The organism is Sphingomonas sp. UV9 (assembly GCF_004101245.1).
In the GTDB taxonomy this organism is placed as follows: Bacteria; Pseudomonadota; Alphaproteobacteria; order Sphingomonadales; family Sphingomonadaceae; genus Sphingomonas.
In genome coordinates this window covers 643,629-658,910 of the sequence record NZ_SCIN01000001.1, presented here as the reverse complement: position 1 = coordinate 658,910, position 15,282 = coordinate 643,629, and the positions used below count along the sequence as shown (strand labels likewise).

The following is a 15,282-nucleotide window of genomic DNA, read 5'->3' as shown; positions in this document are numbered from 1 at the left end:
ACGTCCGACCCGGACGCATCTATCCATGCCACATGACAAAATGTTCATGTTCAATAATCGATGAATGGCTCCTGACTCAAGGCGGAATGTTGCGGCACGGCAGATTGAGGCCAAACGGCGTATTCGCTGCCGCGCCCCGGTAATACTCGGTGCGCGGTTGCGTTGTCGGCGGGGACGCCTATCTCGGGCCGCTATGGCTCGAAGCACTACACGTTCGTCCGACTGGGGTTTTCCGCGTTGGCGCGCCTATGGGGCGAGCACGGAGGCAGTGACGGTCCGGTTGTGCGACCGGCACGGCTGCAACGAGCCGGGCAATTGCCCCGCGCCGAAATCGCCCAACAGTCCGGACCGCTGGTATTTCTGCATGCACCATGCCGGCGAATATAATCGCGGCTGGAACTACTTCGAAGGGTTGAGTGCGGAAGAGGCCGCCGAACGCGAGGCGGCGGAAACGCGGACCGCGGATGGGTATACCGATCCGAAACATTATGCCTGGGCGGGATCGGGTGACGGCAGCCGCTCGCGTGACGAGATGCGCGCGCTGGAAGTGCTGGACCTGGAACCCGATGCGACGTTCGAAGACGTGCGTGCGGCTTGGCGGCGGATGGCGAAGGCTAACCACCCCGACGTCCGCCCCGACGACAAGGATGCGGCCAAGCGCTTCCAGGGCGTGCAGGCGGCGTATGAGGTGCTGAAGGTGGCCGAGGATCAGCGGACGTGGAAACCGGCGTGATCCGCGTTCTTACCAGCCGGTGGCAGGGTAGCGTTCTGGTCTGCGGGAAATGTTCGAAGAAGCTCGGTGGCGGTTTTGGCGAGAAGGGCCGGACGCCCCTGGTCAAGCTGCTGCGCGCAGCGCTTGGCGTGAAGAAGGGCCGCAAGGCGGATCGCGGGGTCGTCGAGGTGAAGTGCCTCGGCGTGTGTCCGAAGAACGCGGTGGTGGTGGTGGACGGCGCGCATACCGGACGGTGGATGCTGGTGCCGGCTGGGACTGAGGCTGACGAGGTCGTCGCGGGCCTGACCGGGACCGAGCCTGCCTGATCGATCCTCCCCCTGGCGGGGGAGGATCGAAAAAGGATTACCCCGCGTAGCGGTCCGCCGTTTCCCGGATCAGCGCGATCATGTTCGGGATCCCCTGCGTCCGGTTCGAGCTCAATTGCTTGCTGAGATCGAACGGCGCGAGCTCCGCCTTGATATCGGTCGCGACGATCTCGCCCGGCGCCTGGTCCTGCACCGTCAGCAACACCAGCGCGATGATCCCCTTGGTGATCGCCGCATTCGAATCCGCCAGGAAGTGCAGCCGGCCATCATCGGTCGTGGTCGGATACACCCACACCGACGCCGAACACCCGCGCACCAGCGTCGCATCCGTTTTCAGCGCATCCGGCATCGGTTCGAGATCTTTGCCAAGATCGATCAGCAGGCGGTAGCGATCGTCGGGTTCGAGGAAGTCGTATTCCTCGCGGATGTCGGTGAGGGTGGCCATAAGGCGATCGGTAGCGGGTCGATCGGAGCGCCACAACTGCAAGAATGTTCGCCCGCGAAGGCGGGGCCCCAGTCTGGGCCCTCGCCTTCGCGGGGCACCATGACCGGCGCCGCGGCCTAGAGATCCACCCCGGCGGCGATCGCCTCGAGCTTCTTGATGCGCTCCTTGAGATCGGCGATCTCGATCCGCGATCCGGTCGAGACGGAAACCGGCATGCCGCCATCGTGCATCTGTCCCAGTTCCATCCGCCGCAGCGAGAGCCATCCGCGCCATCCGGCCAGTCCACCGGCGACGATCATCGCCAGCCCCGCAAGGCTCGCCAGCGCCAAAGTGATATAGACGTTCGGTTCGATCATGTCCGCCTCCTTTAGCGGTCGCGGAGCCGCTCGATCTCTCGGTCGAGATCGACGCTCTTGTGGTTGTCGGTGATCACGCGCTCCAGCACCTGGATGCGCTCCTTCATCTGCTTGACCTCGTCGCGCAGCCGCGCGGCTTCGGGATCGTTCATCAGCGACTGCGGCTCGCCGTGCCGCGCGCTCTTGTGGCGCGATTTGACGATGCCGGCGATCATCACGATCAGGACGATCATCACGACCATCACCTGTCCACCATTCATGACTTTATCTCCCGTGATAGAGTTTCAGCGTCCGCTCAGCGGTCGCGAAGGGCGTCGATCTCGCGCGCGGTGCGCTCGGCGGGATCGGTGGCGATGCGTTCGAGGACCGCGATACGCTCCTCGAGACGGGAGACCTTACCGGTCAGCCGCTCGTTCTCGCTGCTGAGCAACTCGACCTTCCGTTCGCTGGCCGGGTCCTGCTTCTGCGCGCCGGTCCAGTTCATCGTGTTGCCCCAGTCGTCGCTCGGCGGATAACCGTGCTTGGTACGGATCCAGTTGTTCGCGATCCAGCCGATGGTCGTGATCGCGATGATCGCCAGCACGAACCCAGGTCCACCCCATCCCATCCTACTATCCTCTCAATTCGGTTGGAGGCGAAGCGCCTCGATTTCGCGTGCGGTGCGCTCGGCGGGATCGGTCGTGATCCGTTCGAGCACCTGGATGCGCTCCTGCAGGCGATCGATCTGGCCAGTACGGCGCTCGTTCTCGCTGTCGAGCAGCTTGATGCTGCGTTCCGCATCCAGGTTCGCGGCCTTGACCGCGACCCGGGCTTTGCGGCGGCCGAATGCCTGGATCAGCAGTGTTCCGATGGTCCCGAATAACAGGCCGAAGATAAATCCGACTTCCGGTGGCATGGTCTTTCCCCCTTTTGATCGACGCTGCGTCTCAGCGCAGGCTGTCGATCTCTGCCGCGAGGCTGTTGCTTGAGCGGCTGGTGTAGTGCGTCTCGATGTCGGCAAGGCGGCGGTCGATGTCGCGGAACTTGCTGCGGACCTCGGCCGTCGAGCGCTTCGGGTTCGATCGCACGCCCTGCCAGAACTTCGCATCGTCGGGCGTCTCGTACAGACCGATCGGCTTGGCATGCCCCATCCAGGCGACCATCCAATAGGCGATCAGCGTCCAGGGAAAGCCGCCGGCGAGCGTGAGCACGACCATCGCGACGCGGACGAAGAGCACGTCGATCCCGGTATAGTCGGAGATCCCGGCGCAGACGCCCTTCCACTTGGCGTTTTGTTTATCGAGGTAAAACTGTGTGCGGCTGCCGGACATGTCAGTTCCTCCGATCCAGGGGGCGGTCGGACTGGTGGTCCGACAGATAAGGCGACTGCGTTGTGCCGAGGCCCGGCTTCCAGTCGGGATTGTCGGCGGCGATGATCCGTTCGATGGTCATCACGCGGTCCTCGAGGCGGCGGGCGAGCATCTGCATCTCGTCGAGCAACCGCTCGTCTTCCTCGGTAATCCGCGGCGCCTGCTTCCACTTGGTGATGTAGTGCAGGATCACCCAGGGCAGGCCGATGAAGATCGAGACGACGGGCACGCCGACGGAAATAAAGTCGTCCATCTCAATCGTCCTTCTTCATGCGCGCTTTGAGCGCGGCGAGCTGGGCGTTGACCTTGTCGTCGCTCTGCAACTCGGCGATTTCCTCTTCGAGCGTCTTGACGACGCCGAGCCCCATCGCATCCGCGCGGCCCTCGGCTTCGTCGACGCGGCGGTCGAGGATGTCGAAGCGGCTGAACGCCTCGTGCGTCTTCGGCCCGTTGTACATCTCGCGCAGCCGGGTGCGGTTGTTTGCGCTCTCGAGCCGGGTCTGCACCGCGTTCTGCTTGGTGCGCGCCTCGCGGAGCTTGGTCTGGAGCTTGGCGATGTCCTCTTCCGATGCCCGGAGCGCATCGTCGAGCACGCCGACCTCGGCCTTCAGCTGCTCGGCCATGTCGAACGCCTTCTGGCGCTCGACCAGGGCAGCCTTGGCGAGGTCCTCGCGGTCCTTGCTCAGCGCCAGTTCGGCCTTCTCGGTCCAGTTGTCCTGAAGCTGCTCCAGTTTCGAGATATGGCGGCGCATCTCCTTCTGGTCGGCGATGGTGCGCGCGGCGGAGGCGCGAACCTCGACCAGCGTTTCCTCCATCTCGAGGATGATCATGCGGATCATCTTCGACGGATCTTCGGCCTTCTCGATGAGATCGGCGAAGTTGGCGGCGACGATATCGCGGGTGCGGGAAAAGATGCCCATGTAAATCCTACTCTAGGGGTCGGCCCGAGGCTCTCGGTGAGCCCGTCGGGGTCTTATGCCACGATTGCGGTGGTTGCCGCGATAGGGGCTGCATTGGTTGCGATGGCGGGGCCGACCGCGCCGAGCACGCAGGTCGCGCTGACGACGATGGTGCAGAGGGTTGCGGCGACGGTGCGGGCGATGTTGGTATTGAACATGGTGGGTCCCCTTTGAGGTTGGTTGGTTCCGCTATTCGGCGGGTTGCCTCAAGCACTGCATCTGTCGTGCCAGTTTTGAGAATGGCGTAATTGCAACGATTTGCGCGATTTCGGGTGTTCGGGCGGTGGCGTAAGCTTGCCAAGAGTTGGGAATTCGCGCCACATCTTCGCCATGGAGCGAACGACACAGGTCATCGGCGAGTCCGGCACGTTCATGGCAGCGCTCGAACGCGCGTCGCGGGCGGCGGCTTTGGACCGTCCGGTGCTGGTCATCGGCGAGCGCGGCACGGGCAAGGAACTGGTCGCCGAGCGCCTCCACCGCCTGTCGCCGCGGTGGGACCAGGCGCTGGTCATCATGAACTGCGCGGCGCTGCCCGAGACGCTGATCGAGGCGGAACTGTTCGGGCATGAGGCAGGCGCCTTCACCGGTGCGACCAAGGCACGGGTCGGGCGGTTCGAGGAGGCCGATGGCGGCACGCTGTTCCTCGACGAACTCGGCACGCTGTCGATGGCCGCGCAGGATCGGCTGTTGCGCGCGGTCGAGTATGGCGAGATCACCCGGATCGGTTCGTCGCGGCCGATGCGAGTCGACGTGCGGATCGTCGCGGCGACCAACGAGCATCTGCCCGACAAGGTGATGCGGCACGAATTCCGCGCCGATCTGCTCGACCGGTTGTCGTTCGAGGTGGTGACGTTGCCGCCGTTGCGCGCGCGGACCGGGGACGTGGTGGTGCTGGCTGAGCATTTTGGCCGGCGGATGGCCTCCGAACTTGGGCGCGAGCGCTGGGAAGGGTTCGGGCCGGCCGCGATGGATGCGCTGATTGCGTATTCCTGGCCAGGGAATGTGCGCGAACTGCGCAACGTCGTCGAGCGCGCAGTGTATCGCTGGGAGCAGGCGGGGCCGATTGACGCGATCGAGATCGACCCGTTCCAGTCGCCGCATCGGCCGGGCGCTTCGGGGGCGCCGAAACCGGCCGCGGTTGCTCCCCCGGTGGTGGAGGTCGAGGACGGCGAGGATCCGGTCGTGGCGTGCGAGGAGGGGCCTTCGGACTTCAAGTCGCGTGTGTCGCGGTTCGAACGCGACCTACTGTCGCGGGCGCTTGCCGAGCATCGCTTCAACCAACGCGCTACGGCCGAGGCTCTGGGGCTGAGCTACGACCAACTTCGCCACGCCCTGAAGCGCCACGAACTGCTCAACGCGGGAGGTTGAGGCAATCCTCCCCCGCCAGGGGGAGGTGGCGCCGAAGGCGACGGAGGGGGAGGGCGCGGAACACCGGTTAATACCTATCCTCCCCCTCCGTCTGGCAAGCGCCAGCCACCTCCCCCTGGCGGGGGAGGATCGCGGGAGGGGGATCAGCCGCTCTTCCCGAGCAGCGCCGCCAGCTTCTTCAGCTTCGGTGCGACCATCGGCACGGTCAGCATCGTGCTCGCCAGCGCCATCAACAACAGCGCGGTGAAGGTCTCGTTGGTGATGATCTTCTTATCCAGCAGGATGTTGACGAAGATGATCATGATCAGCGCCTTGGTCTGGAGCAGCCAGCCGATCGCCGACGCCTCGCCCGGACGCCACTTCAGGATCCGCCCGGCAGCGTGAACGCCCGCGAGCTTACCGCCGACCGACGCGACCAGCAGCAACGCTGCAGCCCCGAAAACGGCGAACCCGCCGACCGCCCACTGCGTCTTCAGCCCCGTCGACAGGAAGAACACCGGCATCACCGCAAGCAGCACGAAGTGGCGAAACTGGTCCATTTTCGCGGTCGTGAACCATTTCGCATCGAGCACCGCACCCGACAGGAACGCGCCGACCATGAAGTGCAGCCCCGCCCAGTCCGCGGCGAACCCGCATCCGGCCAGCCAGATGAGGCTCGCATACCAGCGGTCGCGCTCCTCGATCCGCGCCATCAACCGGCGCACAAACAGCGTTGCGATCGCGAAACCGACGAGGAAGCCGCCCTGCCGCCCGACGCGCTCCCAATCGAGCAGGATCAGCGCGAGCACGCCCCAGATCGCGATGTCGTCGAGGCTGGCATAGCGAAGAATGCGCTGGCCGATCGGCTCGCGCAGCACGTCGAGCTTTTCGAGGAACAGCACCAGGATGGGGAGCGCGGTGACGGCGCAGGCCATGCCGATGCCGAGCACCACCTGCCACGTCGCGCCGTCCGGTCCGCGCCAACCGGGGTAGCGCAACATCAGCGCCGCGGCGACGCTCCCGGCGACCAGCGGAACCGCTAGCGCTAGCCCTGCGGTGACGCCGGTTTCGCCGCGCCGCTTCCATGCCTCGCCGAGGTCGAGTTCGATGCCGGCGACCCACACGAACATCATCACCGCCCACCACGCGATGCCGTTGAGCGATCCCATCGTCGCTGGCGTGAAGATCGTCGCATAATAGGCGGGATACGCCGCCCCGAGCACGCCCGGCCCGAGCAGGATGCCGCCGACGATCTGCACTACCACTAGCGGTGCCCAGTAATCGGTCCGCCCCAGCCGCCACACCAGATACGGCACCGTGAAGATAACGAGCATCGCAAGGAGGAAGACCTCCGTCGGCGTCATGGCGTGCATGTGATCCCCCCGGCGCCGATCGGTCCCCCCGCCGGCTTCGTTGCGATAGCGGTATTATGCCGCGCCGCGATATGCGGCAATATACGATGCTGCCCGGCTGGAGTGGGTGATCGATCCGCCGCCCTTGCGCCATTCCGGGACAGGCACCGTGCCGGGGACCGTTGGGAGCGCCGGCCAGCGATGGTATTCGCAAGCGACACGGGGCCTGCGGTGCGCACGCACCGACACCGCGAGGGGATTTATCATGAAACGATCGTTGCTTGCGCTGACGCTGCTGTCCGTACCGTCGCTGGCACAGACCACTGCGCCCTTCACCGTCAACGGCCGCGGGTTCAGTTCGCTGCAGGAGGCGGTGTCGTCGATCCAGCAGGGGACGGCGACGATTCTGATCGCGCCGGGCACCTACCGGCAATGCGCGGTGCAGGCAGGCGGGCATATCACGTTCAAGGCGGTGCAACCGGGCACCGCGATCTTCGAGAGCGTCGCGTGCGAGGGCAAGGCGGCGTTCGTCCTGCGCGGGCTCGGCTCGGCGGTCGATGGCATCGTCTTCCGTGGCTACAGCGTCGGCGACGGCAATGGCGCGGGGATCCGGATCGAGATGGGCAACCTCGCGGTGACGAACTCGATGTTCCTGAACAGCCAGGAAGGTATTTTGGGCGGCGGACCCACGACCAAGCGGATCACGATCGATCGCTCGACCTTTTCCGGGCTCGGCCAGTGCGACGTGTCGCCGGGCTGTTCGCATGCGATCTACCTCGCCAACGACGGCAACGTGACGGTGACCAATTCGCGGTTCGAGCGCGGTACCGGCGGGCATTACGTCAAGGTGCGCAGCCCGGTCGTCACGATCACGGACAACAGCTTCGACGATACGGGCGGGCGCAAGAGCAACTACATGATCGACCTGTCCGACGGCGGCACCGGCCTGATCGCACGCAACACGTTCGTGCAGGGGACACACAAGGAGAACCATAGCGGGCTGATCGTCGTCGCCGCTGAGGCAAAGACGTATCGTTCTACCGGATTGCGGATCGAGGCGAACGATGCGCGGCTATCACCGGGTGATACGACCAGCCCCGCATTCGTCGCGGATTACAGCCACGACAAGCTGGCGATCGGCGCGAACCGGCTTGGGGCTGGGTTGAGGGCGTTCGAGACGCGGTGATCGGTAAGGGGGGGGCGGCGTTCGAGCGGCGTTCCTACCTTCCGCCGTCACCCCCAGCGTTCGCAGGATGACGGTGGAAGGGTGTTCTCCGGAACAGTGCGGCCCGAACTCAGCTTGGACAGGTGCTCGCAGTACTTGGATCCAAGTCGAGACACCGCCCGTCCAGTCCTGATACCGGCAACCCGATCGTCGCCGCCAAGGTCGGCACGATATCCACAGTCTCCACCGACAATGGCTGTTCGAACCCCGACATCCCCTTGCGCCAGAACAGGATCGGCACGCGGCGATCGTAATCCCACGGCGAGCCATGTGTCTCGACATAGCCGCCCGCCGGCGACACGATCGTCGTCACGCGCGGCTTGAGCAGCACCACCAGTTGGCCCGACCGCTCGGGATAGAACGACGCGCGGGCGCGCTCGATCAGCGTCCAGGTCTCGGGCGGGCTCTTGGCCATCGGCATTGCCATGATCTCGGCTGCCGAATAGGCACCCGCGATCTGCGGCAGCGCGCGATAGCGGCGCAGTGCCTCGGCAAGCACTTTCGCGCGGGTCTTTTCCGGCAGCGTGTCGTCGATGTAGACGTCGCCCTCGGTCCCGAGCAGGACGCTACCCGAGAGCCCGAGATCCTTGGCGATGGCCGTGCCGACCTGCTTGGCGAGCACATTCTCGTCCATATGCGCCTCCATCGGCATCGCGCGCTGCTGCTGGCGTTCGGTCGCGTCGTGCGCGCCGTGATCCGCGGTCAGCACGACTTCGTAGTCGACGCCGGTCTCGTCCATCACGTTGAAGAAATCGCCGAGCGTCTTGTCGAGCTCAGCCATCTGGATGCACATCTCGGATCCCTGCGTGCCGTAGGTGTGGCCGATATAGTCGGTCGCCGACGCGCCGATATCGATGATGTCGGTCTGCGGCCCCTTGCCGAGCTTCATGTCCTGGACAAGCGCCGCCGCCATCGCGAACACCGCCGCATCCGACGCCGGCGAAACGCGGAAGCCCTTGGCGTCGCCCGCCGCGCGCTCGAAGCGGCCCTGGCCGTAGGTCTTGCCCGCGATCACGATCGGATGGTTCACGCCCGCGCAATAGCCGGGCAGCGGCAGCGCTTCCTGTGGCTTGGCGATCAGCGCGGCGACCGCGTCGCGCGTGCGCTGCACCGCCGGCGGCACCGCGCGGCCCGCATAGGAGACATAGGTCTTGCCGTCCCACCACCAGAGCTCGTCGACCTTGTGGCCGCCCATCATCACCGCCGCGCGATCCTTGCCCGCGACCGAGACCGAGCGCGTCCGCGGATCGCGCGCCTTCATCATCTCGCCCAGCGTCGGCACCTTCAGATGCATGTCCGACACGGTGTAGCTGTCGTGCGTGCTGCCCGCGACGCGCTCGTCCTCCGAGCAATAGACAATCTTGTCGGGCCGTCCGGCGCGCTGGTCGATCCAGTTGTTGGCGATGATGCCGGTATGCGCAGGCCGCATGCCGGTCAGGATCGTCGAGTGGCCGGGGCACGTTTCGGTCGCGGCATGGCTCTGATAGCCGCTCGGGAACACCGCGCCGTTCAGCAGCCGGGTGAAGCCGCCGGTATAATGATTGCGATATTGCTGGAACAGATCGGCGGCGAACTGGTCGACCGAGATCGCGACGATCAGTTTCGGCGGAGTCGTCGGCGCTGCAACGGGGGGCGTAGCGGGCGCCGGTGCCGTCTGGGCGGATACCGATGCGGCCGAGCTCAGAAGCAGTGCGGCGATAAGTGCTTTCACGAACAGTCCTTTACCAAGCGGCGGCCGAACGTCGGGCGGCGCGGCTTTGAGATGCAATGCGGCGTCGGCCCGGCTATGGCTGCGGGCGATGAACGACACAAGGATCGCCATGCGCAGTTTACGTTGCGTCTTTATGACGCTGTTGCTGGCATTTGGCCTGCCCATCGCAAACCCGGCCTCGGCGGAATCGCTGAATGGATCGAGTCAGCATCTCTCGATGCGCCTCGTTGCGGAAAGCGATTCCCCCAAGGCCGGCGCGCCGCTGACGCTCGCGCTGGCGACGACGCCCGAAAAGGGCTGGCACGGCTATTGGCGCAATCCCGGCGATGCAGGATTCCCCGCGACGTTCGACTGGACCTTGCCGGCGGGCGCGAAGGCGGGCGAGCCCGAATGGCCGGTGCCGACGACGCTGCTGATCGCCGGCCTCATGAACTATGTCTACGAGGCGCCCTATGCGCCGCTCGTGACGATCCAGATCCCGGCGGGGCTGGCGGCGGGGACGAAATTCCCGATCCGGTTGAAGACGAGCTATCTGGTGTGCTCGGCGACGATCTGCGTGCCCGAGGAACAGGCGCTCTCGCTCGATCTGACGATCGGTGACGGCACCCCGTCGCAGGTCGCCGCGTTCGCCGGGTGGCGACAGGCGATCCCCAAGCCGCTCGATGCCGGCGCGACCTACGCTGCGAGCAACGGCATGATGCGGATCGCGGTGCCGTTCCCGGCGGGTGCCAAGGTCGACAAGGCGTATTTCTTCCCGGTCACGACCGGCATGATCGAGAATGGCGCGGCGCAGAGCGTGACGCGCGACGGCGATCGGCTGACGATCACGACCAAGGTCGCGGCTAATGCGAAGGCCGGCGGGCCGATCGAGGGCGTGCTGCGGATCGGCGAGGGGCAGGGGCTCGGCGTCTCGGCAACGCCCGGCGTGGTGGCCGATAGTGGATCGGCGTCGCCATCCAGCGAAAGCATCTGGCTGACCGCGCTGATCGCGTTCGCAGGCGCGGTTCTGGGCGGGCTGATCCTCAACATCATGCCGTGCGTGTTCCCGATCCTCAGCCTCAAGGCACTCAGTCTCGCGCGGGGCGGTGCGAGCGAGAAGGACGCGCGGGGCGAGGCGCTGGCCTATACTGCGGGCGTCGTGCTGGTATGCCTCGGGCTCGGTGCGGCGATCCTCGCGCTGCGCGCCGGTGGCTCCGCGGTTGGCTGGGCATTCCAGTTGCAGCATCCGGCGGCGATCGTCGTCCTGCTCCTTCTGAGCACGGCGATCGCGTTCAACCTTGCTGGGCTTTTCGAGGTCCCGACCCCGCGTTTTGCGGGCGAGAGCGGCGCGAGTGGTGCCTTCGCGACCGGTGCGCTGGCGGCGTTCATCGCCACGCCGTGCACCGGGCCGTTCATGGGCGCGGCGCTCGGTGCGGCGCTGGTGCTGCCGTGGCCGGCGGCGCTTGCCGTGTTCGGTGGGCTGGGGATCGGGCTGTCGCTGCCGTTCTTGGCTATCGGCTTCATCCCCGCGTGGCGGCGGTGGTTGCCGAAGCCCGGCGTATGGATGGAGACGTTCCGCCATATCCTGTCGGTACCGATGTTCCTGACCGCGATTGCGCTCGGCTGGGTACTCGGGCGCCAGACCGGGGTGGACACGCTGACGCTCGCGCTGGTCGCGGTGCTGGCGATCGGCGCGGTACTCTGGGTCGGCGGCTCGCGGCAGCGCAAGGGCAAGGCGTTCGGCGTCGTTGCGCAGGCCCTGCTGCTCGTCGTGTTCGTCGGCAGCGCGGTGCTGATCGCGCAGGCGCCGCCGGCGTCGGCGAAGGTTGCGACGACTGGCGATGAGGCGTTCACCGAAGCAAAGCTCGCGTCGCTGCGTGCCGAAAAGCGCCCCGTGTTCGTGTACTTCACCGCCGACTGGTGCCTGACGTGCAAGGTCAACGAGAAGGCAGCGATCGACACGGCCGGCGTGCGCGACGCGTTCGCCAAGAACAAGGTCGCGGCCTTGATCGGCGACTGGACCGACGGCGACCCGGTGATGGGCCGCTTCATCCAGGCCCACAACCGGGCGGGCGTGCCGCTGTACCTCTATTATGCGCCCGGCGCCGCCGAGCCGACCGTGCTTCCCCAAGTCCTGACGCCGGGGTTGCTCGAAGGCTTGGGTGCCTGACATTCCGGCCTTGTGCAGCGCAGCGAAGCGTTGCAGCATGGAACCGCAACGCTTGATGGGGGATTGACCATTTCGATGGGGAAACAAGCGTTCGACGAAATCATGGGGACTCCGGGCGATACGACCGCCCGTCCCGAACTGGCCGCTCTCGGCACGTGGATCGAGGACACGCCCGACGCCGAATTGCGTCGCCGGCAGGAAGCCGCCGAGACGACGTTTCGGCAGCTTGGCATCACCTTCGCGGTCTATGGCGAGAACGAGGCGGCCGAGCGGATTATTCCGTTCGACATCGTCCCGCGCGTTTTCTTGCATGACGAATGGACGCGGCTGTCCGAAGGGCTGGTCCAGCGGGTCGACGCGATCAACGCGTTTCTCAACGACATCTATGGCGAGCGTCGCATCCTGAAGGAGGGCATCCTCCCCGAGGATCTCGTGCTCGGCAACGCGCAGTTCCGCCCCGAAATCGCGGGTATCCGCCCGCCGCACGGCGTCTGGGCGCATATCTGCGGTATCGATCTGGTCCGCACCGGCCCCGACGACTTCTTCGTGCTCGAGGACAACGCGCGGACACCGTCGGGTGTCAGCTACATGCTCGAGAACCGAGAGGCGATGCTCCGGCTGTGTCCCGAACTGTTCCGCGAATTTCGCGTGGCGGCGGTAGACAGCTATCCGGATCTGCTGCTCGAGACGATGAAGTCGGTCGCGCCGCACGGTACGGGTTCGAACCCAACCTGCGTGCTTCTCACACCCGGCCACTATAACTCGGCTTATTACGAGCACAGTTTCCTCGCCGACTCGATGGGGATCGAACTCGTTGAGGCGGCCGATCTGGTGGTCGATGACGATATCGTATGGATGCGGACGATCGCCGGGCGTGTGAGGGTCGACGTCATCTATCGCCGTATCGACGACGATTATCTCGACCCGCTCGTGTTCCGCCCCGATTCAGCACTCGGCGTCCCGGGGCTGATCGCAGCCTATGCGGCCGGCAACGTCGCGATCATGAATGCGCCGGGCAATGGCATCGCCGACGACAAGGCGATCTACAGCTACATGCCCGACATCGTGAAGTTCTACTCAGGGGGCGAGTGCAAGTTGCGCAACGTCGAGACGTGGCGTTGCCGCGAGCCGCAGGCGTTGAAGTACGTGCTCGATAATCTCGAAGACGTGGTCGTGAAGTTGGTCGACGGATCGGGCGGTTACGGCATGCTCGTTGGCCCGACCGCGTCGAAACAGGAGATCGAGGATTTCCGCGCCGCGCTGATCGCCGAGCCGCATCGCTACATCGCGCAGCCGACGCTGGCGCTGTCGACCGTGCCGACGATGGCCGATGGTGGACTCAGCCCGCGCCACGTCGATTTTCGTCCGTTCGTGCTGAGCGGGTCGAAGGGCGTGCAGGTCGTGCCCGGCGGCCTCACCCGCGTCGCGCTCAAGGAAGGGTCGTTGGTGGTCAACTCCAGCCAGGGCGGCGGGACCAAGGATAGTTTCGTCCTCATGAAGGACCAGTCGCAGCGGATGGGAGCGGGCGGGATGACGCAGACGATGGGCGGCATGTCGCAAACGCTGGGTACGATCCTGCCGTCGCCAGGAGCGAACACCTGATGCTATCGCGTACCGCATCGTCGCTCTATTGGTTGGGTCGCTATTTCGAGCGTGCCGACTTTATCGCCAGATTGGTCGAGGCCACCGTTCGTCTCGACGTGCTTTCGTCGCAGCCGGCAGGAGAGGCGGCTTGGGCGTCGGCGCTCGCCGTCACCGAGACCGAGGAACCGTTCGCGGCGCTGGGTGCGGAGATGACCCAGACCCAGGTCGTGCGCTTTCTGACGCTCGACTCGAGCCATCCCGGATCGATCGTCCGCTGCCTCGACATGGCGCGTAACAATGCCAAAGCGGTCCGCACCGCGCTGACCCGCGAGGCATGGACCGCGATCAACCGCGCATGGCTGTTGTTCGAGAACCGGACGACGCCGCGCGGCACGACCGACCAGATGAACCTGGTCGAGGCGGTGAAAACGGAGACGCGCGGGTTCGAGGGCGCGGTGCACCGGATGCTGCGCAACCAGACGACGTGGTTCATCCGGCTAGGCCAGGCGGTCGAGCGCGCGGACAACACGGCGCGGCTGCTCGACGTTAAATACCATATCTTGTTGCCCGAAGGCGAACGGCTCGGCGGTGCGATCGACCGCGACCAGTGGACGACGATTCTCCAGACCGTCTCCGCCGTTACCGCCTACCGCTGGCTGTACAATGAGGGGCTGCGTCCTGCCGATGTGATCGACCTGCTGCTGGCGCGCGCGGAATTGCCGCGCAGTCTGGCGGCGTCGGTCGAGGAAACGGTTGACGTGCTCAATCTGCTGGCAAAGCGCACGGGCAACCATGGGGAGGCGGACAGGATGGCACGGATGCGCGCATCGCGAATGGCCAAGACGCGATCGGGCGAGGTTATCGCTTCCGGTCTGCATCAGTATCTGCAAGCCTTCATTGCCGAAAATGCGCTGCTCCACAGCGCGATCGGCCGCCAGTTCAAGTTTCAATAATGCGGCTGTCGATCGATCATCACACGATCTACCGCTTCACCCAGCCACAAGGCCGGCTGGTGCAGATGCTACGGCTGACGCCCGAGAATACGCACGACCAGACGGTCGCATCGTGGCGGATCGACGTCGATTGCGACGCGCGGTTGCGGCCGGGGCGCGACGGCTTCGGCAATGCGGTAACGATGCTGTACGCCGAAGGACCGGTCGACGGGATCGAGATCACAGTAAAGGGTGAGGTGCTGACCAGCCATTCGGACGGTGTGCTCCACGGCGTGCACGAGACGTTGCCGCCGGCGCTGTACCTGCGCTCGACCGAGGCGACCGCGTTCGATCCGGCGATTGCCGCGTTCGCGGCCGACGCGGCGGTCGGCGCACGTGATCGGGTCGGGGCGCTGCACCGCCTCAACCGGGCGTTTCACGGGCGGTTCACGTTCGATGCGGGGCGGCCGGCGCCGGGGCTGACGGCAGCGGGCGCGTTCACCAAGGAGACCGCGACGCCGCGCGACATGGCGCAGATGTTCGCGGTCGCCGCACGGTCGCTTGGGGCGCCGGCGCGATACGTGTCGGGCTATCATCACAATGATCACGAGGTCGTCCACTTCCCGACGCCGCATGGCTGGGCCGAGGCGTATGTCGACGGGTTGGGGTGGATCGGGTTCGACCCGTGCACCGGCATGTCGCCCGAGGAGCATTACGTCCGCGTGGCGATGGCGCTCGATGCAGCGGGAGCGGCCCCGGTTGCGGGGTCGCGGCTGGGCGAGGGTGGCGAAGAGCTGGACGTCGATGTCGTGGTGCAGCGCGAGGATTGAGCGCT

19 protein-coding genes are annotated in these 15,282 nt (G+C 65.8%); 8 read left to right on the top strand and 11 right to left on the bottom strand.

What is annotated here, in order from left to right; translation table 11 throughout:
• Positions 1–193: 193 nt before the first annotated feature.
• The gene (locus EQZ23_RS02735) at positions 194–733 is read left to right on the top strand and encodes a J domain-containing protein (protein ID WP_128452918.1); all 540 of its coding nucleotides are present in this window, start codon (positions 194–196) and stop codon (positions 731–733) included.
• The gene (locus EQZ23_RS02730) at positions 730–1,038 is read left to right on the top strand and encodes a (2Fe-2S) ferredoxin domain-containing protein (protein ID WP_128452917.1); all 309 of its coding nucleotides are present in this window, start codon (positions 730–732) and stop codon (positions 1,036–1,038) included. The genes EQZ23_RS02735 and EQZ23_RS02730 overlap by 4 nt, the downstream gene beginning before the upstream one ends.
• A gap of 37 nt (positions 1,039–1,075) precedes the next feature.
• On the opposite strand, the gene EQZ23_RS02725 is transcribed toward EQZ23_RS02730, so the two are convergent.
• The 9 genes from EQZ23_RS02725 to EQZ23_RS19720 all read right to left on the bottom strand — a co-directional run bounded on the left by EQZ23_RS02725 (position 1,076) and on the right by EQZ23_RS19720 (position 4,305).
• Positions 1,076–1,483, bottom strand: coding sequence for a SufE family protein (locus tag EQZ23_RS02725; protein WP_128452916.1), 408 nt, complete (start codon positions 1,481–1,483; stop codon positions 1,076–1,078).
• Positions 1,484–1,599: 116 nt separating this feature from the next.
• Complete coding sequence (locus EQZ23_RS02720; protein WP_128452915.1) at positions 1,600–1,839, bottom strand: hypothetical protein; 240 nt, start codon at positions 1,837–1,839, stop codon at positions 1,600–1,602.
• Positions 1,840–1,850: 11 nt separating this feature from the next.
• Positions 1,851–2,099: a hypothetical protein gene (locus EQZ23_RS02715; protein WP_128452914.1), complete on the bottom strand. Its 249-nt coding sequence runs from the start codon at positions 2,097–2,099 to the stop codon at positions 1,851–1,853.
• A 35-nt stretch (positions 2,100–2,134) separates the two neighbouring features.
• Positions 2,135–2,446 (bottom strand): hypothetical protein, encoded by a 312-nt coding sequence (locus EQZ23_RS02710; RefSeq protein ID WP_128452913.1) that lies wholly within the window; start codon positions 2,444–2,446, stop codon positions 2,135–2,137.
• Between the two features lie 12 nt (positions 2,447–2,458).
• Entirely contained in the window at positions 2,459–2,734 is a 276-nt protein-coding gene (locus EQZ23_RS02705) for a hypothetical protein (RefSeq protein ID WP_128452912.1), read from the bottom strand.
• 31 nt (positions 2,735–2,765) lie between these two features.
• Positions 2,766–3,149 (bottom strand): envelope stress response membrane protein PspC, encoded by a 384-nt coding sequence (gene pspC / locus EQZ23_RS02700; RefSeq protein ID WP_128452911.1) that lies wholly within the window; start codon positions 3,147–3,149, stop codon positions 2,766–2,768.
• A gap of 1 nt (position 3,150) precedes the next feature.
• A complete protein-coding gene (gene pspB / locus EQZ23_RS02695; protein ID WP_128452910.1) occupies positions 3,151–3,441 on the bottom strand; it encodes an envelope stress response membrane protein PspB in 291 nt (96 codons plus the stop codon).
• Position 3,442: 1 nt separating this feature from the next.
• Positions 3,443–4,108: a phage shock protein PspA gene (gene pspA, locus EQZ23_RS02690; protein WP_128452909.1), complete on the bottom strand. Its 666-nt coding sequence runs from the start codon at positions 4,106–4,108 to the stop codon at positions 3,443–3,445.
• 53 nt (positions 4,109–4,161) lie between these two features.
• A complete protein-coding gene (locus EQZ23_RS19720; RefSeq protein ID WP_164913365.1) occupies positions 4,162–4,305 on the bottom strand; it encodes a hypothetical protein in 144 nt (47 codons plus the stop codon).
• Positions 4,306–4,477: 172 nt separating this feature from the next.
• Between EQZ23_RS19720 and pspF the strand changes: the two genes are divergently transcribed.
• Complete coding sequence (gene pspF, locus EQZ23_RS02685) at positions 4,478–5,515, top strand: phage shock protein operon transcriptional activator (protein ID WP_128452908.1); 1,038 nt, start codon at positions 4,478–4,480, stop codon at positions 5,513–5,515.
• 143 nt (positions 5,516–5,658) lie between these two features.
• Here pspF and EQZ23_RS02680 read toward each other — a convergent pair whose 3' ends face one another.
• Positions 5,659–6,867 carry a cation:proton antiporter gene (locus tag EQZ23_RS02680; protein ID WP_128452907.1) on the bottom strand — a complete coding sequence of 403 codons (1,209 nt, stop codon included), beginning with the start codon at positions 6,865–6,867 and terminating at the stop codon, positions 5,659–5,661.
• Between the two features lie 244 nt (positions 6,868–7,111).
• On the opposite strand from EQZ23_RS02680, the gene EQZ23_RS02675 reads away from it, so the two are divergent.
• Positions 7,112–8,032, top strand: coding sequence for a right-handed parallel beta-helix repeat-containing protein (locus EQZ23_RS02675; protein WP_128452906.1), 921 nt, complete (start codon positions 7,112–7,114; stop codon positions 8,030–8,032).
• Positions 8,033–8,141: 109 nt separating this feature from the next.
• Here EQZ23_RS02675 and EQZ23_RS02670 read toward each other — a convergent pair whose 3' ends face one another.
• On the bottom strand, positions 8,142–9,782 hold the full coding sequence (locus tag EQZ23_RS02670; RefSeq protein ID WP_128453559.1) for an alkaline phosphatase family protein: 1,641 nt from the start codon (positions 9,780–9,782) through the stop codon (positions 8,142–8,144).
• A 109-nt stretch (positions 9,783–9,891) separates the two neighbouring features.
• On the opposite strand from EQZ23_RS02670, the gene EQZ23_RS02665 reads away from it, so the two are divergent.
• The 4 genes from EQZ23_RS02665 (at position 9,892) to EQZ23_RS02650 (ending at position 15,277) form a co-directional block, all read left to right on the top strand.
• Entirely contained in the window at positions 9,892–11,931 is a 2,040-nt protein-coding gene (locus tag EQZ23_RS02665) for a protein-disulfide reductase DsbD domain-containing protein (protein WP_128452905.1), read from the top strand.
• Positions 11,932–12,006: 75 nt separating this feature from the next.
• A complete protein-coding gene (locus tag EQZ23_RS02660) occupies positions 12,007–13,533 on the top strand; it encodes a circularly permuted type 2 ATP-grasp protein (RefSeq protein ID WP_128452904.1) in 1,527 nt (508 codons plus the stop codon).
• Positions 13,533–14,468, top strand: a complete 936-nt coding sequence (locus EQZ23_RS02655; RefSeq protein WP_128452903.1) for an alpha-E domain-containing protein — start codon at positions 13,533–13,535, stop codon at positions 14,466–14,468. The genes EQZ23_RS02660 and EQZ23_RS02655 overlap by 1 nt, the downstream gene beginning before the upstream one ends.
• Complete coding sequence (locus EQZ23_RS02650) at positions 14,468–15,277, top strand: transglutaminase family protein (protein WP_128452902.1); 810 nt, start codon at positions 14,468–14,470, stop codon at positions 15,275–15,277. The genes EQZ23_RS02655 and EQZ23_RS02650 overlap by 1 nt, the downstream gene beginning before the upstream one ends.
• The last annotated feature ends 5 nt before the right edge of the window (positions 15,278–15,282 follow it).